The organism is Dyella sp. LX-66 (genome assembly GCF_018599165.1).
Lineage (GTDB): Bacteria > Pseudomonadota > Gammaproteobacteria > Xanthomonadales > Rhodanobacteraceae > Dyella_D > Dyella_D marensis.
Genome location: NZ_JAHFVJ010000004.1, coordinates 107171 through 128896, shown reverse-complemented (window position 1 = coordinate 128896; position 21726 = coordinate 107171). Strand labels below are relative to the sequence as shown.

Below are 21726 nucleotides of genomic sequence, written 5' to 3'. Positions count from 1 at the left end.
CATGGCACGGCATCTGGCCAACGCAAAGCTCGCATCGGCTCCGTCCGCCGGTGTCGCCAGCCCTGTGCTGCGGCGCAAATGCGCCTGCGGCAGCCATGCGGCCGGGGGGCAATGCGAAAGCTGCAAGCAGCGCCTGCATCGCAAGGAGCGCGCCGGGGAATCCGCGCAGCAGACGGCGGTGCCGGGGATCGTGCACGACGTGCTGGGCACGCCCGGGCGGCCGCTGGATGCCACGGCGCGCGCCTGGATGGAGCCGCGCTTCGGCCACGATTTCAGCGGCGTGCGCGTGCATACCGACGGGCAGGCCGCGGCGTCCGCGCGTTCCGTCGGCGCACGGGCGTATGCCGTGGGCCAGCACCTGGTGTTCGACCACCGGCAGTACGCGCCGCATACGCAAGCCGGCCGGCATCTGCTCGCGCACGAGCTGGCCCATACCATTCAAGACGCCGGCGGCGGCGGACTGCATCCGAAGCTGCAACTGGGGGCGGCCGACGACGCCAGCGAGCATGCCGCCGACCGCGCCGCCGATGCGGTGGCGCAAGGCCAGCGCGCTTACGTGGCGCCGGCGGCCGGCGGCGTGATCCGCCGGCAGATCGCCGAGTGCTATGCCAGCGCCGGCAAGGACGACATGCAGAAAGTGGTGCGCTGTCCGGATATGTCGGAAACCGAAGTGAACCTGATCGATTCCACCGACAAGCCCGAACCCAAGACCACGATTTCCGCGGTGCCGGGCTACAACTCGCAGAACGTCTACGTCGACATCACCTATTGCCGCGGCAAGACCAGCGTCACCATCTCGCCCTCCGCCAGTCTGCCGGCCACCGTGGCGCAGGCGATCGGCAATGTGCTGTCGGGCAAGGACCCGGTCAAGAGCGGCCGGCTCACCGCGGGCCTCGGCATCGAGGTCGCCGTCAGCGACAAGGTCACCGTGACCATCGGCCCCACCATCACCGCCGGCGTGTCCGGCAAGCCGACCTATGGTGGCGGCGTGCAGGTCAAGACGCCGTATGGCGGCTTCGGCGCCCAGGGCCAGTACGACGCCGAGCAGAAACAGGGCGGCATCAGCTTCAGCTACACACCCGGCGACAAGACCAAAAACGTCGACTGCCATACCGTGCGCCACTACGTGACCCTGGCCTGCGCCAAGGTCACGCGCAAGCCGGCCGACCCCGGGCAGCCCGAGCTGAAGGGGGCGGATCCGCAGGTGCGGCGGGTGTACTTCGACTACGCCAAGGACACCATCCGCCAGGACTTCCACCTGCCCGACGACATCGAAACGCTGGCCGCCAAGGGTTATCGCATCACCGCGGTGCAGGGCTTCACCTCGCCGGAAGGTCCGCGCGGGCGCGAGCACGAGCCGGCCTTTATCGGCAACGACCGCTTGTCGGTGAAGCGCGCCGAAGCGGCGATCCGCTGGCTGCAGGATCCGAAGGTATGCCCGCACTGCGATACCTCGGGCGTCAAGGCGGACGGCCAGAGCGAACTGCCGCCGCTGCAGGGCAAGCAGAAGCCCGAGCCGGTGGGCCGCCCGATGGAAGAGGACGCGGTGAAGGAATACCTGGGCGAGAAGCCCGGCAGCACCGCCGATCCGACGGCGCCCAAGGCCGGCCCCGAGCGCGATGCGTTCAAGGCGCAGCCGTTCAAGGCGCAGCGCGACCAGGCCTTCGACTTCATGCGCCGCGCCGACATCACCATGGTCGGCAGCAAGGTGACCCAGGAGTTCAAGCCGGCAAAACCCGAGGAAGTCATGCGCGACCCGATCGCGTGCGACGAGAAAGTGATCAATGCGGCGCGCAAGGCCTTCGGCATCGCGCCGTCCACCGTGGTCGAAACCACCAAGCCTTGAGAGGGCCGCCACGATGCCAAGCGCCGACAAATCAGCGATCGCCAGGCAGAGTTTCACGCCTGCGCTCACCCGCGTACCCATAGGTCTGCACCGCAAATGCGGCTGCGGCAAATCCACGCCGGGCGGCGGCCAGTGCAGCGAATGCGCGCAGAAGAAGGCCAGCCTGCAGCGGCGCGCGCAGCGCGACGTGGCCAGCGGCGTCGCCCCGGCCAGCGTGCATGCGGAACTGGGCCGCGGCGGACAGCCGCTGGATCGCGCCACGCGCAGCTTCATGGAGCCGCGCTTCGGACACGATTTCAGCCACGTCCGCGTGCATGCCTCGCCGCAGGCCGCGGAAACGGCGGCCGACGTCGGCGCCTCCGCGTACACGGTGGGGCCGCATATCGTGTTCGGCCAGGGCAGCTATGCGCCGTCCACGCATACGGGCCGCCAGCTGCTTGCGCATGAACTGGCGCACGTGGTGCAGCAAGGCGGTGCGCAGAGCCTGCAGCGCTCCGGCGGGCAGGCGGGCGATGTGCCTTCGATGGCTGGTGGCAGCGGCCTGCGCATCGGCAGCGCGGACGATCCGCTGGAAGGCGAGGCGGATGCGGCGGCGCATCGGGTGATGAGCGGCGCGGGTACGGGTGCCGGGTTGGCTGCAGCGCCACTGAGCCTGGCGCGTTCGCCGATCCTGCGCCGGCGGCTGGTGGTCAATCCCGGCGATTCGATTCCGATGCCGGCGGGCGCGGCCGGGCCGGCGCAACCCTTGACCAATGCGGTGCAGAACCTGATGCACGAGGTCTGTCCCGACGGCCAGTTCGTGGTGGATCCGGCGACCGGCGTGGCCAGCGCGGGCGCGGCGAATTTCTGCGCCACGCCGGCGCCGGCCGCTCCGGCGAAATCGCCGGCCAATTCCAGCACGCCGGTGGGTTGCCGTTGTCTGTGCGACGTCATCAACAACACCGAAACCACCACGATTGCTTTTCAGGCCGGCCCGCCGGGCACCAGCCGCACGGTCGATCAGCAAGGGCGCGTGCAGGGTGAAGCGGGGCGCCGCACCAGTCCGACCGTCAATGTCGATCCGCGCTTCCAGGGCCAGTACAAGATCAACGGACGCTGGGTGGATATTCCGTTCCACCTGATCTTTGCCCACGAAGTCTGCGGGCACGCGCTGCCGAAGATGCAGGGCACGCATGCGGCACGCGGCCCGACGCCGCCGGGCGGCACGCCTCCTTCGGAACAGCACGCCGTCGACGTCGAACGCGATATTGCCGCCGAGCACTCGCCGGCCCTGCCGCGCCGCCCCGACGACTACGGCGGCGCCGCACGCGAGCGGCCCTGAGGCGCAGCCATGAACGCACCGGCATCCATGCAAGCCCGCCTGGAAGTCCTGCGACAGGACTTGCCGGATCCGTTCGTCATGCGGGCGGGGCTGGATGCGTTCTTTGCGCTGCCCCGCGTGCGCGAGCTGCTCGCCGACGGCACGGCCGGCGCGCAATTGCTCGATTATCTGGAACACCAGCCCGAGCCTGCGCTCGCGCGCGTCGCGGTGATCCTGCTTTCGCGCTGCCTCACCGATCCGCTGTACCGGCGCCTGCTGGCCGTGCTGGAACGCGCGGACATGGAACTGACCGAAGCCTGCGATGCCGGCTTGTGGCTGCTGCCGGTGGATCAGGCTGCGCTGGCGAGGGAGCTGGTGGGCATGACCAGCACCGGCCAGCCGTTCCCGCTGTTGCTGCTGCAGCGTCCCATCGCCGCCGAAGTGCGCGCATCGCTGGAGCATTTCATCCGCCTGGGCAAGCTGCCGCTGAGCCTGTACGCGCTGTATGCCTATGCCTATGTGCCCAGGCCGCGCGACCAGGCGCTGCTGCTCAAATGGAAGCAGTCCGGCCAGGCCGATGCCGCCACCGCGCGGCTGCTCGACCAGCTGCTGCACGAGGAGGGCCGGCCATGAGCGAGCGCGTCGCCAAGGGCCAGGCCGCGCAGGCCGTAAAGACCGCGGCGGCGAACGGTGCGGCGGCGGGCCAGCTGCTGCAGCGCAAATGCGCCTGCGGCACGCACACCCCGGGTGGCGGCCAGTGCCGCGCCTGCAGCCAGCGCGAGGCCGAGCCGCATGCGGAACACGCGGCCGCCGAACAGGTGCCCGCGTCCGTCCACGACGCGCTGGGCAGCGGCGGCCGTCCGCTGGACGATCGCGCCCGCCGTTTCTTCGAGCCGCGCTTCGGCCGCAATCTCGGCGGCGTGCGCATCCACACCGACGGCAGCGCCGCGCGCTCGGCCAGGGACGTGGATGCGCAGGCCTATACCGCCGGGCGGCATATCGTGTTCGCCGACGGCAAATACGCGCCGGAATCGCTGATGGGCAGCTTCCTGCTCGCGCACGAGCTGTCGCACGTGATGCAGCAGCGCCAGCAGGACCTCCGTCCGCAGACGATCGGCCAGCGCAACGACGCCTTCGAGCACGAGGCCGACCGCACGGCGATGGACGTGCTGACGCGGCCGGTGTCGTCGGTGACGCCGATGGTCGGCACCGATCCGTCCGCCACCTTGCGCCGCGGCTGGCCGCTGGTGGCGGCCGGCGTGGTCGGCGTCGGCGCCGCGCTCTATGCGGCATGGGCGTATCACTGCCTCACGCCGCTGGAGCGTCCGATGTACGACGCCACTTTCGGCGATCCGGTCAATCGCGCCGGCGGCTTCCGGCTCTGGTACTACAACCAGACCCACGCGCCGATCTCCAGCAATGTGTGGGACGCCTTCGGCCACTGCTGGATCGCCTGCGCCTCGACCAAGCGCTGCGGCGCCTTCACCGCCAGGCTTGCCGGCAGTTCGCGCGAGTTCTACCGCGAGTACATCGACAGCAGCCCGCACGACAGCTACGCGCAGGACATCAACAACCAGCGGCTGGGCCGCGGCTTCGGCAGCAACGGCGACGACTGCGACACCGCCTGCCGCAATGCGGCGCTGCCGGGCGGCGCGATGGACCTGAGCGCGCCGGCGGCCACGCATTGGGATCCGGTCAACGGAGATACCGCTTGAAACACGATCAATCCTGCGCGGTCGCACGCGCCATCGGGATGGAGCATTGAGCATGGACACCTTGCGTAAAGGCGACCAGGGGCCACAGGTCAGCCAGCTGCAGCAGCTGCTGACCCAGCGCGGCTATGCGGCGCCGGGCACGGGCGTGTTCGACACGCGCACCTGGCAGGCCTTGCGCGCGTTCCAGATCCAGAACCTCGACCAGCACGGCCAGCCGCTGGTGGTGGACGGCGTGGCCGGGCCGCTGACCTGGTGGAGCCTGCAGAATCCCAAGCCGAGCATCGTCACGCCGAGCGCGGTCGACTACACCGTGCTGCCGGCCACCGGCGGCAGCGCGCGGGGCAGGGCGGCGCTAGCCTCGGCCATCGTGGAGCTCAAGGCCGGCGCCGGCGAGCAGGGCGGCGACAACCGCGGCCCGTTCGTGCGCAAGTACCTGGCGCCGGCAGGATTATCGGAAGGCAATCCGTGGTGCGCTTCCTTCGTGAGCTATTGCTTCCTGCAGGGCGCGGGCGGCGTCCAGGCGAAGATGCCGTTCCCCTACGTGGCCAGCGCGCGCAGCCTGCTGGCGGAATTCAAGGACAAGGGCTGGGCCTCGACGCCGGGCGACGGCTACGTGCCGCAGCCGGGCGACATCGTGGTGTGGTGGCGCGTGAGCCTGGCCGGCTGGCTGGGCCACACCGGCCTGGTGCACTCGGTGCAGGACGGCATGCTCTACACCATCGAAGGCAACCGCAGCCCCAACGTGCAGGGCTTCTCCTATGTGCTCAGCCGCATGGACAAGCTGCTCGGCTACGGACACGTGCCATGAGCGGATTCCCCGGCTCGCCGCGCATCCTCAAGGGTGGCCTGGTGCTGATCGACCCGGACACCTCCGCCGTGCTGCGCGTGATCGCGCTGCAGTACAACCCCGACTCGATCACCCGCTCGCTGCAGGTGCAGGCGATCAGCGCCGACGGCGGCGACCGCTCCGAAGTGCTGCGCCTGAAAGGGCCGCCGGTGGAAACCATCAAGCTGGAGGCGGAGATCGACGCCACCGACCAGCTGGAGTTTCCCGACCGCAACCGCGTCGCCACGCAGACCGGCGTGTTCGCCCAGCTCGCCGCGCTGGAAACCATGATCTATCCGACCAGCGCGCAGTTGAACGCGAACGATGCGATGTCCCAGGCCGGCACGCTGGAAATCATTCCGATGGAAACGCCGTTGGCCCTGTTCGTATGGAGCCAGACGCGCATCCTGCCGGTGCGCGTCACGGAGCTGAGCATCACCGAGGAAGCCTTCGACACCGCGCTCAATCCGATCCGCGCCAAGGTCAGCCTGGGCCTGCGCGTGCTGTCGGTGAACGACGTGCCGCCGGGACACAAGGCGGCCAGCCTGTTCATGAGCTATCTGCAGAACAAGGAACGGCTGTCCGGCATGGCGCCGGCCATGCCCTTGTCCGCGCTCGGCATAACGGGAGTGCCCTGATGGCCATCGCCTTTCCTCCGACCAGCCGCTACGCGCTGACGCCCACCGGCACCTTCGTACGCGCCGACGGCACGCCGATTACTTATCTCAAGCGCCGCTTCGTGCCGGCGCCGGAGAAGTTCGCGCTGCTGCAGTGGCATCGCGTGGTGCAGGGCGAGCGGCTGGACAATATCGCCGCCCACTACCTGGGCGATCCCGAGCAGTTCTGGCGGCTGTGCGATGCCAACCGCGCGCTGCGTCCGGACGAGCTGACCGAAACCATCGGCCGCAAGCTCGCCATCACCTTGCCCGAGGGTATTCCGGGGGTGCCGCGTGCTTAAGGGCGTACACCTGACCCTGCTGGTCGGGCCCATGGTGCCGGTACCGGTGCCGCAGGTAGTGCTGGACGCCTTGACCCAGATCGAGGTGGTGCAGCCCGACGAGCAGGCCGGCGCCTTCACCCTGCAGTTCACCCTGAGCGTGCAGTCGCCGCTGCATACCTTGTTCCTGCTGAGCGGCGGCGACGTGGTGCCCTTGCTGCGGGTGATCGTGATCGTCACGGTGAACGGCACGCCGGAGGTGCTGATCGACGGCGTGGTGACCAAGACCGAAGTGATGCCCGGCGCGGACCAGCGCCACACCACCTTGCAGGTAAGCGGCGACGATCTCACCACGGTGATGCAGAAGCTGGAGTTCTCCGGCCTGCCGGGGCTGCCGTATCCGGCCATGCCGGCCGAAGGCATCGTGGCGCTGCTGCTGGCCAAGTACGCGTTTCTCGGCGTGGTGCCGCTGGTGATTCCCAGCATCGCCATCGACGTGCCGATTCCCACCGACCGCATTCCCACCCAGCAGGGCACGGACCTGGAATACATCCGCATGCTGGCCAGCCGCGTGGGCTACGTGTTCTATATCGAACCCGGTCCCGCGCCGGGCATGAGCACCGCGTACTGGGGGCCGAAGATTAAAGTGGGCGTGCCGCAGCCGGCGCTGAATGCCGACATGGACGCGGCCAGCAACGTGGAAAGCCTCAGCTTCAGCTACAACGGCAATGCGCGCAGCCTGCCGATCGTCTATATCCAGAATCCGCAGACCAAGATTCCGATCCCGATTCCGATCCCGGACATCGGCCCGCTCAATCCGCCGCTGGGCCTGCTCGACCCGCCGCCGCAGCGCTTCAACCCGCTCACCGAAACCGCCAAATATTCGCCGGTGCGCGCGCTGCTGCTGGGCATGGCGGAAGCGGCCAAATCCGCCGACACCGTCACCGGCCGCGGCAACCTGGACGTGTCGCGCTACGGCCGCGTGCTGAAGGCGCGCCAGCTGGTCGGCGTGCGCGGCGTGGGGCCGGCCTTCGATGGCCTGCATTACGTGAGCGAAGTGCGCCACACCATCAAGCGCGGCGAGTACAAGCAGAGCTTCAGCCTGTCGCGCAAGGGCCTGATCTCCACCGTGCCGCGGGTGCCGTCATGACCAAGTACTACGGCAAATACCGCGGCACCGTGCTGCAGAACATCGACCCCGAACAGCTCGGGCGCATCCAGGCGACGGTGCCGGACGTGTCCGGCCTGCTGCCTTCGAGCTGGGCCATGCCTTGCGTGCCGTTCGCCGGCAAGCAGAACGGCGTGTACGTGGTGCCGCAGATCGGCGCGGGCGTGTGGATCGAATTCGAACAGGGCGATCCGGATTACCCGATCTGGACCGGCGGTTTCTGGGGCATCGCCGCGGAAGTGCCGGCCCTGGCTTTGGCGGGCAATCCCGCCAGCCCCAGCGTGGTGCTGCAGTCGGGCCTGCAGAACACGATCTCGATCAGCGACCTGCCAGGCCCCACCGGCGGCATCCTGCTCAAGGCCGTAACGGGCGCGATGATCATGGTCAACGAGATCGGCATCACCATCTCCAACGGGCAGGGCGCCACCATCGTGCTGGCGGGGCCCACCGTCACCATCAACAACGGCGCGCTGGTCGTGACCTGAGGAGAAGAAGGATGCCGGGCTTCCTTATCCATGTCGGCGCCAGCGTGCTCTGCTCGCACGGCGGGCAGGCGCAGGCCACGGTGCCGAATCCGCGCGTGACGGTGAGCGGCCAGCCCACGGTCGCCATGCCCGGGCCATGGGTGGTGGCCGGCTGCACCTTCCCGCCGCCGCCCGCGGCCAACGGCCCCTGCGTCAGCGCGCAGTTCATGACCAGCGCGACCCGGGTCACTTCCAACGGACAGCCGCTGCTGTGCTTCGACAGCCAGGCGCTGTGCGCGCCGACGGCGACGCCGCTGCTGATCGTCGCCAGCCAGATGCGCGTCACCGCCATGTGAGGACGTCATGGATCCCGCCATCAACATCGACTTTCCGTTCGCCTTCGACCGCCGCGGCCGCACCGCGCTCACCGATGACGACGACCACGTGCGCGACATGATCGAGCAGCTGCTGTTCACCCGTCCGGGCGAGCGGGTGAACCGGCCGGACTTCGGCAGCGGCCTGCTGCAGATGGTGTTCGCGCCGAACAGCCCGGAGATCGCCGCGGCCCTGCAGTTCACCTTGCAGGCGGCGCTGCAGCGCTATCTGGGCGACGTGATCAATGTGGGTTCGCTGGAGGTCACCAGCGACGACGCCACCTTGCAGGTGGATCTGAGCTACACCGTGCTGGCCACCGGCGACGTGCGCACCGCCAGCATCCGCGGGAGCGCGACATGAGCACCGACGCGACGCTGCTTCCGGTCCCCATCGGCTGCGGCCTGCCGCCGTCCTGTTCGCTGGAGGCGCGGCGCGAACGGCTGCGCCTGGGTGGGCAGCTCAACGGCATCGACTTTGTGGAAGTCGGCGATGACGGAGTCACGCTGTGCGTGCATCTGTTCGGGCCGATACCCGAAGGTATGGCCGTCGCCAATGTGCGGATCAGCGGCGGCGACCGCATCACCGGCCTGCGCGTGCTCGCGGTAAGCGAGGAGAACGAGCCGGAGATGCACGACGACGCCTGCCTGCGCGTGGTGCTGGACCGCGAAGGCGACCATTCGCCGTATTGCCTGTGCCTGGTCGATGCCGCGTCCGGCAACGATCCTGCCGAGTGGATGGCGTACCCCGGCTTTGATCCGCGCTATGCCTGCGTAGGCCTGCGCTTCCGCCTGGGCTGCGCCAAGGAGCTGGACTGCGCCGCCGTCACGCCTTGCGTGGAAACGCCCGAGCCGCCGCCGGAGATCAACTATCTGGCGAAGGACTATGCGAGCTTCCGCCAGCTGTTTCTCGACCGCATGGCGCTGGACGCACCCGCGTGGCAAGAACGCCACGTACCGGATATCGGCATCGCCCTGGTGGAGACGCTGGCCTATACCGCCGATTACCTGAGCTATTACCAGGACGCCGTCGCGACCGAGGCGTATCTCGCCACCGCGCGCCGGCGCATTTCGGTGCGGCGGCATGCGCGGCTGGTCGACTACCGCATGCACGAAGGCTGCAATGCGCGCGCGCTGGTGGCTTTGCAGCTGCCGGCGGGCGAGGCGACGCTCGATCTCGACAATCTGCTGCTGCTGGTGCCGCCGCCCGCGCAACCCGATGCCACGCCGGGCGGCTTGAATGCCGACCAGCTGGAGAAGGCGCGGGCGCAAGGGGCGCTGGTGTTCGAGCCGATGGCGCTGGATGGGGCCACCACGATCACGGTGAGCGCCGCCAATTGCGCGATCCGCTTCTACACCTGGGGCGACGAGCTGTGCTGCCTGCCGCGCGGAAGCACGCAGGTGGTGCTGGTGGATCCGCTGGCGGTGCCGTCGGGTCCCGCGACCACGCCCGGAACCGGGACCGGCGATGGCGGCAATACGCCGACGGTCGACGTGGCGCGCGCGGCGATGGCCGCGCCGCAGCGCGCCTTGACGCTGCAGGTCGGCGATCTGCTGATCTTCGAGGAAGTGCTGGGTCCGGTCACCGGCAATCCGGCGGATGCCAACCCGGAACATCGCCACGCCGTGCGGCTCACCTCCGTGCAGCCCATTGCCGACCCGCTCGACGGCACCTTGCTGCTGCAGGTGGGCTGGGATCCTTGCGATGCGCTGCCGTTCGACCTGTGCCTGTCGGTGCGCAAGCCATCGCCCGATTGCGCGTGGCTGCATGATGTCAGCCTGGCGCGCGGCAATGTGCTGCTGGTCGATCATGGCGACCACGTGCCCGGCAAGTGCGACTGCTCGGCGCTGTGCACGCCGCCCGGGCAGGGCGACGACGACTATCCGGGGCTGGCCACCGCGCGCGCCGCCATGCCCGATGCCTGCCAGCGCTGCGATGCTTTGGCCGAGGATTGCTGGCTGGTGCCCGGCAGCACCGAGTACGGCTGCTGCCGCTGCGAGGGCGCGGTGCTGGACGTGCGGCGCCCGCCTTCGGAGACCGGCCATGTCGTGCCGGGCACGCCGCTGACCTGGGCCGAGCCCTTGCCGGGTACGCCGAATGCGCCGGTCTGCCAGCTGCTGGCGCGCGATCCGCGCACCGCGCTGCCGCAGCTCGACGTCTACGGCGGGGCGCTCGGCGACATCCTTATTGCCGGCACGCCCGATGCGCAATGGCGCTGGGATTCGCGCCAGGACCTGCTGGAGAGCGGCGCGGACGAGCGCCACTTCGTGGTCGAGGTGGACGACGACGGCGCGGCGCATCTGCGCTTCGGCGATGGCGTGCTCGGCCGCCAGCCGCAGGCCGGCGATTTCTTCCGCGCGCGCACGCGCATCGGCAACGGCACCGCGGGCAATGTCGGCCGCGAAAGCATCGTGTGGATAGCGCTGCGCAACGGCGTGGTGCCGGACGGACTGGTGCCGCGCAATCCGCTGGCGGCCGGCGGCGGACAGGCGGCGGAAACGCTGGCTGAAGTGAAGCTCTATGCGCCGGGTGCGTTCCGCGCCCACCCGCTGCGGGCGATCGTGGCCAACGACTACGCGCAGTTCGCGGCGAGCGAGCCGGCCGTGCAAGGCGCCGCCTGCGCCATGGCCTGGAACGGCAGCTGGTACGAGGCCGACGTGGTGATCGATCCGCTGGGCCGCGACACGCTGCCGCCCAGCCTCGCCGCACGCGTGCTGGCCGACCTGCAGCCGTACCGCCGCATCGGCCACGACGTGGCGGTGCTGCCCGCGCGCTACGTGCCGCTGCGCATCGAACTGTTCGTCTGCGTGCTGCCGGATTTCCTCACGGCGCACGTGGAGGCGGCGCTGATCGAGCGCTTCAGCGCCGGCCTGCGCAGCGACGGCACGCCCGGGTTCTTCCATCCGGACCGGCTGCGCCTGGGCGCCGCCGTCAGCGTCAGCGCGCTGATGGCCGAGGCGCAGGCGGTGGTCGGCGTGGCGCACGTCGAAGTGCGCACGCTGCAGCGCATGGACGACGACACCGCTATGTCGGGCGGCAGCGGCGCGCCGGACGACGGCCTGCTGCATCTGGCAGGCACCGAACTGGCCCAGGTCGACAACGATCCGGACCATCCCGACCACGGCAGCATCGCGTTCATCATGGGAGGTGGCCGATGAGTTGCTGCAGCGCCTGCGGCCAGCACGCCTGCGCCTGCGGATGCGGCGCCGGCGCGCGCACGCCGCGATCCCTCTACAACCGGCCCGGGCTGGACAGCCTGGTCTATCGCGTCGGCACCTATGCCGATTTCCGCGCCACCATGCAGCTGGATCTCAGCGATGCGGCGCTGCCCGCCTTGCAGGGCCTGCGCACGCGCGAGCTGGACGATCCCTCGATGGCCCTGCTCGATGCCTGGGCCATCGGCGCCGACGTGCTGAGCTTCTACCAGGAGCGCATCGCCAACGAAGGCTATCTGCGCACCGCCACGGAGCGCTGCTCCGTGCTGCAGCTGGGCCGGCTGGTGGATTACCGGCTGCGCCCCGGCGTGGCGGCCAGCGTCTACCTGGCCTACACCATCGACGATAACTCGACCGCGGTGACCATCCCGCTGGGCGCCAAGGCGCAGTCGGTGCCGGCGCCGGGCGAGCAGATGCAGACCTTCGAGACCGCCGAAGCGCTGGATGCGCGCCGCGAGTGGAACACCTTGCGGCCGCGCCTGACCCAGCCGCAGAACATCTCGCTCGCCACCATCGGCGGCCTCGGCGAGCTGTGGGTGGCCAGCGCCAATACGCAGCTGAAATTGAACGACCCGCTGCTGTTCCTGTTCGGCGAGCTGAGCACCGGCGTCAGCGCCATACGGCGGGTGCAGTCGGTGGAGGTGCAGCAGCGCGACCCGGCCACCGGCGCCGTGCTGCCGCCGGAACAGCAGCGCAGCCGCGTGGTGCTGCAGTCGGTGGATGCGGTGACCGTGCAGATATTGACGGCGGCGAACAAGGCGATCGGCCTGCTGGCCTATACCAACACCGGCTGGCTGGAGAGCATCGAATCGGTGCGCCAGAAGCTGCTGCTCGAAGTGAGCAACACCGGAAGTTTCACCAGTTTCGCGCACGATTTCAGCGAACTGGAGGGCTACCAGACCGCGCCGCAGCCGGTGATCGATTTCATGCAGACCGTGCAGCAGGCCTTCGGCAACAGCGGCAATGGCGGTTCGAACTATGCGGATTTCGGTGCGCTGTTCGCGGCGCTGATCCAGCCGGTGACCTTGCAGCCGGCCAACAGCCTGCGCCTGCAGCGCAGCCTGGCCACCGCGCTGGGGCTGGCCAGCGATGCACGGCCGCAGCTGCTGCTGAACTTCGCCCGGCCGCTGATGGACAGCTTCTACAACGCCTGGACCCAGGTGCAGCACGGCGAGCCTTCGCCTGCCTTGAAGGGGGTCTACGCCATGCGCGTGGCCGCGCCGCTGTTCGGCTACAACGCGCCGGCGCCGGTGAGCATCGTGCAGACCTACGACAGCACGAACAGCGAATGGATCTCCAAGCCGCAGCCCGGCACGCTGAGCATGGACGAGAAGGACAACGTGCTGTGGCTGGACAATGCCTATGACGGCGTCAGCGCCGGCGGCTACGTGATGATCCACACCACGGGCAAGGATCTGCCCGTGATCGGCCAGGTCCAGGCGGCGCACACGCTGCCGCACAGCGACTACGGCATGAGCGGCAAGAGCACCCAGGTCGTCCTGGCCGGTTCCTCCAACGCCACCGGCGCGACCTGGCCGGCACCCAGCGAAGCGACGCTGCGCAGCAGCCTGGTACATGCGCAGAGCGAGCTGCTGCCGCTGGCCGTGCTGTCGATTGCCGACGACATGGGCAACGTCGACGCCACCAGCGCCGGCATTCCGAACGACGGCGCCACGCGAGTCACGCTTGATGCGCCGGTCGATGGACTCAAGCCCGGCCGCTGGGTGATCGTGCAAGGCCAGCGCACCGACGTGCCCGGCACCGACGCGGTCATCGCCTCCGAACTGGTGATGCTGCTGGCGGTGGAGCAGGGCGTGCCGCCGGATCTGCCGGGCGACACCGTGCACAGCACCCTGGTATTCGCCAACCAGGGCCTGGCCTATACCTACCAGCGCGGCACCGTGTCGATCTTCGCCAACGTGGTGCGCGCTACCAACGGCGAGACGCGCAACGAGGTGCTGGGCAGCGGCGACGGCAGCGTGCCGATGCAGGCGTTCGCGCTCAAGCAGCCGCCGCTTACCTATGTATCCGCGGCAACCGTGGACGGCGTGCTGAGCACGCTCACCGTGCGCGTCAACCAGGTGGAATGGCACGAGGTGCGCAACCTGGCCTTTGTCGACGGCAATGCGCGCCGCTTCGTCACCGCCACCGACGACAGCGGCAAGACCAGCGTGATCTTCGGCGACGGTGCGCACGGCGCGCGCCTGCCCACCGGGGTGGAAAACATCACCGCGGTGTACCGCAACGGCATCGGCGCCAGCGGCAATGTGCAGGCCGGGCAGATCAGTCTGCTCACCACCAAGCCGCTGGGCGTGAAGAACGTGATCAACCCGCTGCGCGCGTCCGGCGGCGCCGATCCGGAAACCCGCGACCAGGCGCGGGGCAACGTGCCGCTGGCCGTGCTTGCGCTGGACCGGCTGGTGTCGATCACCGACTACGCCGACTTCGCCCGCACCTTCGGCGGCGTCGGCAAGGCCGCGGCGGCGAAGCTGGGCACCCAGGTGCGGGTGACCATCGCCGGCGCGGCGGACGTGGCGGTGGATGCCACCTCCGATCTGTACCGCAACCTGCTGCAGGCGCTGCGCCAGTACGGCGATCCGTCCTTGCCGGTGAGCCTGGACGTGCGCGAGCTGCTGGCGCTGACGCTGAGCGCAAAGATCGGCCTGGCGCCCGACTACAACTGGGAGGCGGTGGAGCCGCTGGTGCGCGCGGCTCTGCTGGAGCGCTTCGGCTTCGAGCGGCGCGGGCTGGCGCAAAACGTGTACTTGAGCGAGATCGTCGCCTGCATCCAGGCGGTGCGCGGCGTGGCCTGGGTGGACGCGGATGCGTTCGGCCATCTGGACGAAGCGGCGGTGCTGGCCGGCTTCGGCGTCGGCGGCGACAACAACGGCGACAAGGGCGAGAGCATCGGCAACCTGTCGTTCCTCAACACCACCGGTTCGGCCAACGGCACCGGCAGCCAGTCCCTGGTCAACCAGCGCGTGCAGGCGCTGCCGGCGCGCTACGACGATGACGGCCTGCCGCTGCCGGCGCAGATCGCCTACTTCCTGCCCACCGTGCCCGACACGCTGCTGCTGCAGGAGGCCACGCCATGAGCGCCAACCCCGACCGCCTGTATGAACTGATGCCTGTGGTGTACCGCATGCGCGATGCGGATCAGGGCTATCCGCTGCGCGACCTGCTGCGCGTGCTGTCGACCCAGGCCAATGTGCTGGAGCAGGACATTACGCGGCTGTACGACAACTGGTTTATCGAAACCTGCGACGACTGGGTGGTGCCGTATATCGGCGACCTGCTCGGCTACTCGCTGCTGCCGGAAGCGGCGACGCTGGCCGACGGCAGCGTGCACGGCGCCCGGCTGGGACGCGTGCTGGCGCCGCGCGCCGACGTGGCCAACACCATCGATGCGCGCCGCCGCAAGGGCACGCTGTCGCTGCTGGAAGACCTAGCGCGCGACGCCGCCGGCTGGCCGGCGCGCGCGGTGGAGTTCTACCGCCTGCTGGGCTGGACGCAGCATCTGGACCATCAGCATCCGCACCGCGGCGGCACCGCCGATCTGCGCGACCCTGGCGTGATGCAGCGTATTACCTGGGCGGGCGGCGCCTTCGATCCGCTCGCGCACAGCGTGGACGTTCGCCGGTTCGGCAGCGCCCACCAGCGTGGCCGCTACGGCATTCCCGATGTCGGCCTGTTCGTGTTCCGCCTGCGCAGTTATCCGGTCACCACGACGCCCGCGTACTGCCTGGAAGAGCGCGGGCCGCAGTGCTTCAGCTTCAGCGTGCTCGGCAACGACACGCCGCTGTTCCAGCGGCCCGATGCCGAAACGCAGCCCACGCATATCGCCCGCGAGCACAACCTGCCGGTGCCTTTGCGCCGCTACCGTTTTGCGCAGCGCGGCCCGATGGCCGATTACGCCAGCGTGTCGCCAGCCTTATACGGCCCCGGCAAGAGCGTGCTGGTCTACGCGCCCGACTGGCCGGCGAAGGGGCAGGGCATGCCGGTGCCGATCGAGGCGCTGATCCCGGCCGACCTCTCCGCCTGGCGCTACCAGGTGCCGCGCGGGCGCGTCGCGGTCGATCCGGAAACCGGGCGCCTGCTGTTCCCGGCGAACCAGCGGCCGAAGCGCGGCGTATGGGTTTCCTACAACTACGGCTTCGCCGCGGATCTTGGCGGCGGCGAGTATGCGCGGCTGGTGCCGGAGCTGGAGAACGCCACGCGTTACATCGTGCACACCGTGCTGCCCGTGGCCGATCCGGCGCCGCTGCCGCCAGGGCATTTCACCAGCATCGCCGATGCGCTGGGCGCATGGACGCAGGCCAAGGCGGTGGATCCGTCGCTGCGCGCCTTGATCATCGAGCTGGCCGAAAGCGGCATCTACGAAGGGGCGATCGATCTGCAGCTCGACGCCGGCGAAGCGATCCAGCTGCGCGCCGCGGAACGCACGCGGCCGATCCTGCGCCTGCTCGACGTACGTGCCAGCCAGCCGGACGCGCTCAATATCGGCGGCGCCAACGGCAGCCGCGTGCTGCTCGATGGTCTGCTGATCGTCGGCCGCGGCGTGGAAGTGCACGGGCCGGAAGACACCGAAGGCACCGAGCCGCAGCCGGACCTGTGCGAGCTGGTGATCCGCCATTGCACCCTGGTGCCCGGCTGGGCGCTGCAATGCGACTGCGATCCGAAGCGCCCGGGCGAACCCAGCGTGACCCTGGACGGCACGCGCGCTTCGCTGCGCATCGAGCAGAGCATCGTCGGCGCGATCTCGGTGGTCAGCCCGGTACGCCGCGGCGAGCCGCCCGCGCTGCAGATCTGCGACAGCGTGGTGGACGCCACCGGCATCGAACGCATCGCGCTCGGTGCGCCGGACGAGGCGGTGGCCTACGTGCAGGCGAGTTTCCAGCGCTGCACGGTGATCGGCGAGGTGCAGGCGCACACCATCCCGCTGGCCGAGGACTGCATCTTCGCCAGCCATGTGCGCGTGCTGCGCCGCCAGTTCGGCTGCGTGCGTTTCTGCTACGTGCCGCCGGGTTCGCGCACGCCGCAGCGCTTCCATTGCCAGCCGGACCTGGCGCTGGATGCCGTGCCGAAGGCGCAGCAGCCGCAGGAAACGCTGCGCGTGGTGCCGCAGTTCCGCAGCCTGCGCTACGGCACGCCCGACTACGCCCGCCTGGACGACGGCACCTGCGACGAGATCCGCGCGGGTGCGTCCGACCAGTCCGCGATGGGCGTGTACCACGACCTGTACGAGCCGCAGCGCGAGGCGAACCTGGCCTGGCGGCTGCAGGAATACACACCCGCCGATACCGATGCCGGAATTCTTTTCGCAAGTTAGGAGATCGACCATGAAAGGCGACTTTGCGCGTGTCACGTTCGACCCGGCACGACACTACAGCCAGGTCATGCAGCAGCAGGGCCGGGTGACGCTGGAAGCGGACTGGAACGAGCAGGCCGGCATCCAGCTGTTCCTGCTGCGCACGATGATCGCGGACCTGGTCGGCCCTTGCTGGGCGCCGGGCAGCGGCTTTGCGATCACCACGCAGCAGCACCTGGCGGATTGGCAACTGGCGCCCGGCCATTTCTACGTGGACGGCATCCTGTGCCAGAACGAGGCGATGTGCACGCTGGATAGCCAGCCGTATGCGCCGGCGCCGGCCGATTCCGGCGGCGACTGGAACAAGCCGCCGAACAATTTCGCGTTGTGGCTGGACGTATGGGAGCGGCACCTGAGCGCGATCGAGGCGTCGGAGATCGCCGACCTCGCGCTCAATGGCGTGGACACCGCCTCGCGTGCGCAGACGGTGTGGCAGGTGCGCCTGCTCAATCTCGACCCGGCGACACTGACCGCCCGCCTGGATGCGGTGACGGCCGCGCTGAAGGTGCGCCTGGAAGCGGCGGTCAGCAGCACCGACCAGGCGGCGATCAACCAGCAGATCACCGACGTCGCCCAGCTGCGCAACAGCATCGCCGCCGGCGGCGGCGCCACCAATAACGGCGACCCATGTCCTTCGCTGCGCCAGCTGCTCGGCGCGCGCGCCGCCTATGCGTGGCCGCAGCTGCGCGCGCAACTGGGCCCGATCCCTTCCGACAGCGATCCCTGCGTGATCGCCGCCGATGCACGCTACCGCGGCTGCGAAAACCAGCTGTACCGCGTGGAGATCCACCAGGGCGGCGCCGCGGGTACGGTGGGTTCGCCGTCCGGTACCAATGTCAAATGGTCGCGCGAGAACGGTTCGGTGATCTTCCCGATCATCGGCGCCATCAGCACGCCGCAGAACGATGGCAGCGCGCAGCTGGCGGTATCGCTGTCCACGCTGGGCCGCGACCAGCGGCTGGGCCTGGCGGTGAACGACTGGGTGGAGCTGGTCGACGACGAGTACACGCTGGCGCAGATGGCCGCGCCGCTGCTGCAGGTCATGGCGATCGACGTGGCCCAGGGCATCGTGACGCTGACCGTACCCAAGAACGTCACGCCGTATGCCGTCAGCAACGACCCTGCGCGGCATCCGCTGCTGCGCCGCTGGGATCAGAGCGAAGATCTCGACGGCCAAGGCTGCGTGCCGCTGCTGGAAGGCCAGACCATCGAGCTGGAAGACGGCGTGCAGATCAGCTTCCAGGCCGGCGGCCTCTACGCCAACGGCGATTACTGGGTGATCCCTGCCAGGGTCGCCGGCAACGGCACGCTGGACTGGCCGCAGGCGCCGGATGGCACGGCGGCGCTGGTCCGCTCCAGCGGCATGCATCACCAGGCGGTGCTGGGCTGCCTCGGCGTGCAGGGCGCTTACAACGAATGCTGCTGCCGCTTCGATTCGCTGTGTTCGCTGATCATGGACCAGTCGGACCGGCGGGCGACCAATGCCGTCGATCTCAAGCCGATGGCGGTGGCGGCGCCGGCGGCGAAGAAGGCGGCGACGGCCAAGAAGAAAGGGACTTAGCCCATCGAGACACCGTCACGCCGATGCGGCGGACGGTGTCTTCCATGCGGGCGCGCCGGTGGCCAGCCACGGCAGGCCTTCGTATGACTCGGCGACGAGCCACGCGCCGCAGGCGATGGCCGCGGAAATCACAAACGCCGTGATTGCCGTGCGATCCAGCGGCATCGCGAACAGCTTCGGCCCCCACACCAGCAGCGTGATCACGGCAAGCATGGCCGCTTCCAGCATCGCGGCCAGCCGCGGAAAGACACCGAACAGGACACCCAGGCAGGCCGCGATGCTTCCGGCCCCGGTGATGTACGCCCAGCTCAGCGGCGAAGGCAGCCAGGCGGGGACGAATTCCACGGTCTGCTGGCTGTAGAAGAAGTGGGAGAGGCCGATCATCGGCAGCGAAAGGGCGAACAGCAGGCGCGCGTTGCGGATGCCCTTGGGGCCGGCAAGGAAGGCCTTGCCGTTCGCCAGCCAGGCGTAGATCACCCAGGCGCCGGCAAGGACCACGGCAATCTCGCCGAAGCCCAGCCACGTCGCCTCCATCCGCGGCACGGCGACCACGGCCGGCAGTTTCAGCAGTACGGCCCATAGCGCCATGTAGACGAACAACACGGCGGCTGCAGGCCTGGCGAAAGAGCGGATCAGCAGACCGATGCCGGTGAGCAGTTCGATCAACGCAAATGCATAGGCAAGCAGATGCTGCCCGGGCATGTTCTCGATCGGAATGCGTTGCCACACCAGGGCGACGTCGCCGTAGACCAGGCCGATGATGCCGAGTGCCGCCATCACCAGGGCGAATGCGATATACGCCGGACGCATCGGGCTGGCATCGGATGCGCTTGCGGCAAAAGCGCCGCTGCCAGCTTGAATCGATCGTTCCATACCCTGTCTCCCTGGTGGCGCGCGGCGCACGGCAGTGGCTGAAAGATGGATCGCTATCGGACTTGCGCACACGGACACGACGGCCTGCGCGAAGCGCGTTATAGGCGGATTCGCGGGGTCGATGCAATACGCTTCGAGAGAAAGAAAGCTGCGGCGAAAACAAGCGGGAAGAACCCTGCGAAGTTGCGCTTCCACTTCGCAAAGTTCTTCCTGGCTTCTACAGGCGAAACGGAAAAAGCTTGCCGTTTGCTCAGTGCACGGTGAAGGACACCGGCCCAGCGATCACGGTGTAGCCATCGTTATTGCAATACCACGCCGTGTAATTGCCCGGCGCCAGTCCCGAGGTATCGAACGTGGCCGTGCCGCTCGCTGCCGGTGTGTACTGCCAGCTGGTGGACGAACCATGCCCCGGGCTGCCGCCCTGCGGATAGATGCCGATCCAGTTCTTGGCGCTGACCTGGGCGAACGGCGTGTCGAAGGCGAACGCGATGAACTGGCCCTTGGTGATCGACGGCATGGTGGTCGACAACGATGCCGTGCCCGTGCCGGAAGTCGCGACGAAGGCGTCGTTGATCGGCTGCCCATACTGGTCGTTGGCCGTCAACGCACCGAGGCCCAATGCCGCTTCGATCGTGCGCCCGATGCTGTAGTGGTTATAGCTGGCATTGCTGGTCTTGCCCGCACGCACCAGCCCCTGCGAACCGAGCAGCACGGTGGCGATATGGTTGCCGCTGCTGGATGCCGACTCGTCCCAGGTCAGCACCACCAGCGAACGCTGCGTCGTCCACGCCGGCGAGTTGAAGATCGGCTGCAGCGTCTGCTTCAGCCAGCCGTCCTGCGTCTTCAGGCTGGCGGCGGAACCGTTGCCCGACGCTTCGCCGTCGTAGTAGTCGTCGGCGGCGATCCAGGCGAAGTTCGGCGTGGTGGCGGCGGACTGCAGGTCGGCGCTCAGCTGGGTCGTGTCGACCAGATGGGCGGCGCAGCGCGTTGGGTTGGAGGCGATATTGCTGAAGTTGATGAACGGCGCGTCGTCCGGTTCGTAGTAGCTGTCGTTGTTGTTGCTGGTGTTGCAGGGCGTGCCCATGCCTTGCTCGTAGGCTTTCCAGCTTTTGCCCTTGGCCTCGATCTCGTCGGCGATGCTGGGCGCCGTCACGTGGATGTTCGGGTAGTAGATGGCGCCCTTGACGAAGGTGTCGCCGCCGGCGATGGCCAGGTAGTTCTCGTCGCTGGGGTGATAGACGCCGCTGTGGTTGACCAGCAGCACGCCCTGGTTGGCGAGGCTGTTGATATAGGGCGCGTTCGTGGTGTCGCCGATCACCTGCGTGTAGTCGGTGTTCTCCATCATGATCACGAAGACATGGTCGAAGGCCGGCACGCTCGACGTCGGCGGTTGCAGCGACGGCGCAGTGACCGGCGTGGACAACGTCAGCGAGAGATTGTCCGCATAGCCGATGTTGTACGAGGCCGAGGTGTTGGTGAACTGCAGCAGCACCGCGATCGAACGCGTGCCGGCCGGCACGGCGCCGGTGCTGGCTCGTGCAAGAAATCCGGTCTGGCTGCCGCGCGCCGACGCGTTCACGCCGGACAGCTGCGCCGGATTGCCGAGCGGCTTGCCCGCGGCATCGAGAAAACTGGCCGTCAGCACAGCCTGGCCGTTATAGGCGCCGTAACCGCCAAGCCAGCCCGACAGATTGAAACTCACGCCACCGCCGTCGATCGCCGCACCCGCCGACGACACATCCACCACCTGGCGCAGCGCCGAATCGCCATACGGACCATCCGCGATAAACGCACGCCCCGGCGTTCCACCGGCCGGCGTGCTGAAACCGCCGACGCTGTAACAGGCCACGGACGGATTGCCCTGGGTCACCATCCACCCCGGCACCGTGGTCACCGCCGACCAATCGGTGGTGCAGGTGCCCGCCTCGCCATCGCCGCCCACGATCAGGTTGCCGCTGGTAGCGGCGAAGGCCGGGTTGGCCGCGAGGGCGAACAGCGCCATCGCCGCAGGAAATTTCGCCAGAGCCAAAGCACGTTTTCCACGCATGGGTCTACCTCCGTTGTTGGGATGAAAAAGCGGC

The 21726-nt window shown here is 68.7% G+C and carries 17 protein-coding genes; 15 read left to right on the top strand and 2 right to left on the bottom strand.

The annotated features are described in order from the left end of the window. Position 1 precedes the first annotated feature (1 nt). The 15 genes from KK141_RS09670 to KK141_RS09600 are packed head-to-tail and all read left to right on the top strand — an operon-like array spanning position 2 to position 18772. Positions 2 to 1846: a DUF4157 domain-containing protein gene (locus tag KK141_RS09670; protein WP_214570600.1), complete on the top strand. Its 1845-nt coding sequence runs from the start codon at positions 2 to 4 to the stop codon at positions 1844 to 1846. 13 nt (positions 1847 to 1859) lie between these two features. Further along, complete coding sequence (locus KK141_RS09665; protein ID WP_214570601.1) at positions 1860 to 3167, top strand: DUF4157 domain-containing protein; 1308 nt, start codon at positions 1860 to 1862, stop codon at positions 3165 to 3167. Positions 3168 to 3194: 27 nt separating this feature from the next. Next, positions 3195 to 3779 (top strand): hypothetical protein, encoded by a 585-nt coding sequence (locus tag KK141_RS09660; protein WP_214570602.1) that lies wholly within the window; start codon positions 3195 to 3197, stop codon positions 3777 to 3779. Next, positions 3776 to 4861: a DUF4157 domain-containing protein gene (locus tag KK141_RS09655; RefSeq protein WP_214570603.1), complete on the top strand. Its 1086-nt coding sequence runs from the start codon at positions 3776 to 3778 to the stop codon at positions 4859 to 4861. Before KK141_RS09660 ends, KK141_RS09655 begins: the two co-directional genes overlap by 4 nt. 52 nt (positions 4862 to 4913) lie before the next feature. Continuing rightward, a complete protein-coding gene (locus tag KK141_RS09650) occupies positions 4914 to 5669 on the top strand; it encodes a CHAP domain-containing protein (protein WP_214570604.1) in 756 nt (251 codons plus the stop codon). Next, positions 5666 to 6325: a hypothetical protein gene (locus KK141_RS09645; protein ID WP_167258223.1), complete on the top strand. Its 660-nt coding sequence runs from the start codon at positions 5666 to 5668 to the stop codon at positions 6323 to 6325. Before KK141_RS09650 ends, KK141_RS09645 begins: the two co-directional genes overlap by 4 nt. After that, positions 6325 to 6645, top strand: coding sequence for a LysM domain-containing protein (locus KK141_RS09640; RefSeq protein ID WP_214570605.1), 321 nt, complete (start codon positions 6325 to 6327; stop codon positions 6643 to 6645). The genes KK141_RS09645 and KK141_RS09640 overlap by 1 nt, the downstream gene beginning before the upstream one ends. Then, positions 6638 to 7774: a hypothetical protein gene (locus KK141_RS09635; RefSeq protein ID WP_214570606.1), complete on the top strand. Its 1137-nt coding sequence runs from the start codon at positions 6638 to 6640 to the stop codon at positions 7772 to 7774. Before KK141_RS09640 ends, KK141_RS09635 begins: the two co-directional genes overlap by 8 nt. Then, positions 7771 to 8277, top strand: a complete 507-nt coding sequence (locus KK141_RS09630) for a phage baseplate assembly protein V (RefSeq protein ID WP_167258217.1) — start codon at positions 7771 to 7773, stop codon at positions 8275 to 8277. The genes KK141_RS09635 and KK141_RS09630 overlap by 4 nt, the downstream gene beginning before the upstream one ends. Positions 8278 to 8288: 11 nt before the next feature. After that, positions 8289 to 8612, top strand: coding sequence for a hypothetical protein (locus KK141_RS09625; RefSeq protein WP_167258215.1), 324 nt, complete (start codon positions 8289 to 8291; stop codon positions 8610 to 8612). A 7-nt stretch (positions 8613 to 8619) separates the two neighbouring features. Continuing rightward, positions 8620 to 8991, top strand: coding sequence for a GPW/gp25 family protein (locus KK141_RS09620; protein WP_208399911.1), 372 nt, complete (start codon positions 8620 to 8622; stop codon positions 8989 to 8991). Next, on the top strand, positions 8988 to 11786 hold the full coding sequence (locus tag KK141_RS09615) for a putative baseplate assembly protein (RefSeq protein WP_214570607.1): 2799 nt from the start codon (positions 8988 to 8990) through the stop codon (positions 11784 to 11786). The genes KK141_RS09620 and KK141_RS09615 overlap by 4 nt, the downstream gene beginning before the upstream one ends. Beyond that, complete coding sequence (locus KK141_RS09610) at positions 11783 to 14938, top strand: putative baseplate assembly protein (protein ID WP_214570608.1); 3156 nt, start codon at positions 11783 to 11785, stop codon at positions 14936 to 14938. The genes KK141_RS09615 and KK141_RS09610 overlap by 4 nt, the downstream gene beginning before the upstream one ends. Further along, positions 14935 to 17172, top strand: a complete 2238-nt coding sequence (locus KK141_RS09605; RefSeq protein WP_214570609.1) for a hypothetical protein — start codon at positions 14935 to 14937, stop codon at positions 17170 to 17172. The genes KK141_RS09610 and KK141_RS09605 overlap by 4 nt, the downstream gene beginning before the upstream one ends. Positions 17173 to 17182: 10 nt before the next feature. Next, on the top strand, positions 17183 to 18772 hold the full coding sequence (locus KK141_RS09600) for a DUF6519 domain-containing protein (protein WP_214570610.1): 1590 nt from the start codon (positions 17183 to 17185) through the stop codon (positions 18770 to 18772). Between the two features lie 15 nt (positions 18773 to 18787). On the opposite strand, the gene KK141_RS09595 is transcribed toward KK141_RS09600, so the two are convergent. Further along, entirely contained in the window at positions 18788 to 19645 is an 858-nt protein-coding gene (locus KK141_RS09595; protein WP_214570611.1) for a DoxX family membrane protein, read from the bottom strand. Positions 19646 to 19895: 250 nt separating this feature from the next. Then, the gene (locus KK141_RS09590) at positions 19896 to 21692 is read right to left on the bottom strand and encodes an alkaline phosphatase family protein (RefSeq protein WP_214570612.1); all 1797 of its coding nucleotides are present in this window, start codon (positions 21690 to 21692) and stop codon (positions 19896 to 19898) included. Positions 21693 to 21726: the final 34 nt, after the last annotated feature.

Excerpts from the sequence above, each read along its gene's own strand:
- KK141_RS09655 (WP_214570603.1), top strand. The coding sequence starts at position 3,776 with ATGAGCGAGCGCGTCGCCAAGGGCCAGGCCGCGCAGGCCGTAAAGACC.
- KK141_RS09660 (WP_214570602.1), top strand. The coding sequence starts at position 3,195 with ATGCAAGCCCGCCTGGAAGTCCTGCGACAGGACTTGCCGGATCCGTTC.
- KK141_RS09615 (WP_214570607.1), top strand. The coding sequence starts at position 8,988 with ATGAGCACCGACGCGACGCTGCTTCCGGTCCCCATCGGCTGCGGCCTG.
- KK141_RS09625 (WP_167258215.1), top strand. The coding sequence starts at position 8,289 with ATGCCGGGCTTCCTTATCCATGTCGGCGCCAGCGTGCTCTGCTCGCAC.
- KK141_RS09590 (WP_214570612.1), bottom strand. The coding sequence starts at position 21,692 with ATGCGTGGAAAACGTGCTTTGGCTCTGGCGAAATTTCCTGCGGCGATG.
- KK141_RS09640 (WP_214570605.1), top strand. The coding sequence starts at position 6,325 with ATGGCCATCGCCTTTCCTCCGACCAGCCGCTACGCGCTGACGCCCACC.
- KK141_RS09595 (WP_214570611.1), bottom strand. The coding sequence starts at position 19,645 with ATGGAACGATCGATTCAAGCTGGCAGCGGCGCTTTTGCCGCAAGCGCA.
- KK141_RS09645 (WP_167258223.1), top strand. The coding sequence starts at position 5,666 with ATGAGCGGATTCCCCGGCTCGCCGCGCATCCTCAAGGGTGGCCTGGTG.
- KK141_RS09600 (WP_214570610.1), top strand. The coding sequence starts at position 17,183 with ATGAAAGGCGACTTTGCGCGTGTCACGTTCGACCCGGCACGACACTAC.
- KK141_RS09650 (WP_214570604.1), top strand. The coding sequence starts at position 4,914 with ATGGACACCTTGCGTAAAGGCGACCAGGGGCCACAGGTCAGCCAGCTG.
- KK141_RS09670 (WP_214570600.1), top strand. The coding sequence starts at position 2 with ATGGCACGGCATCTGGCCAACGCAAAGCTCGCATCGGCTCCGTCCGCC.
- KK141_RS09605 (WP_214570609.1), top strand. The coding sequence starts at position 14,935 with ATGAGCGCCAACCCCGACCGCCTGTATGAACTGATGCCTGTGGTGTAC.
- KK141_RS09630 (WP_167258217.1), top strand. The coding sequence starts at position 7,771 with ATGACCAAGTACTACGGCAAATACCGCGGCACCGTGCTGCAGAACATC.
- KK141_RS09620 (WP_208399911.1), top strand. The coding sequence starts at position 8,620 with ATGGATCCCGCCATCAACATCGACTTTCCGTTCGCCTTCGACCGCCGC.
- KK141_RS09665 (WP_214570601.1), top strand. The coding sequence starts at position 1,860 with ATGCCAAGCGCCGACAAATCAGCGATCGCCAGGCAGAGTTTCACGCCT.
- KK141_RS09610 (WP_214570608.1), top strand. The coding sequence starts at position 11,783 with ATGAGTTGCTGCAGCGCCTGCGGCCAGCACGCCTGCGCCTGCGGATGC.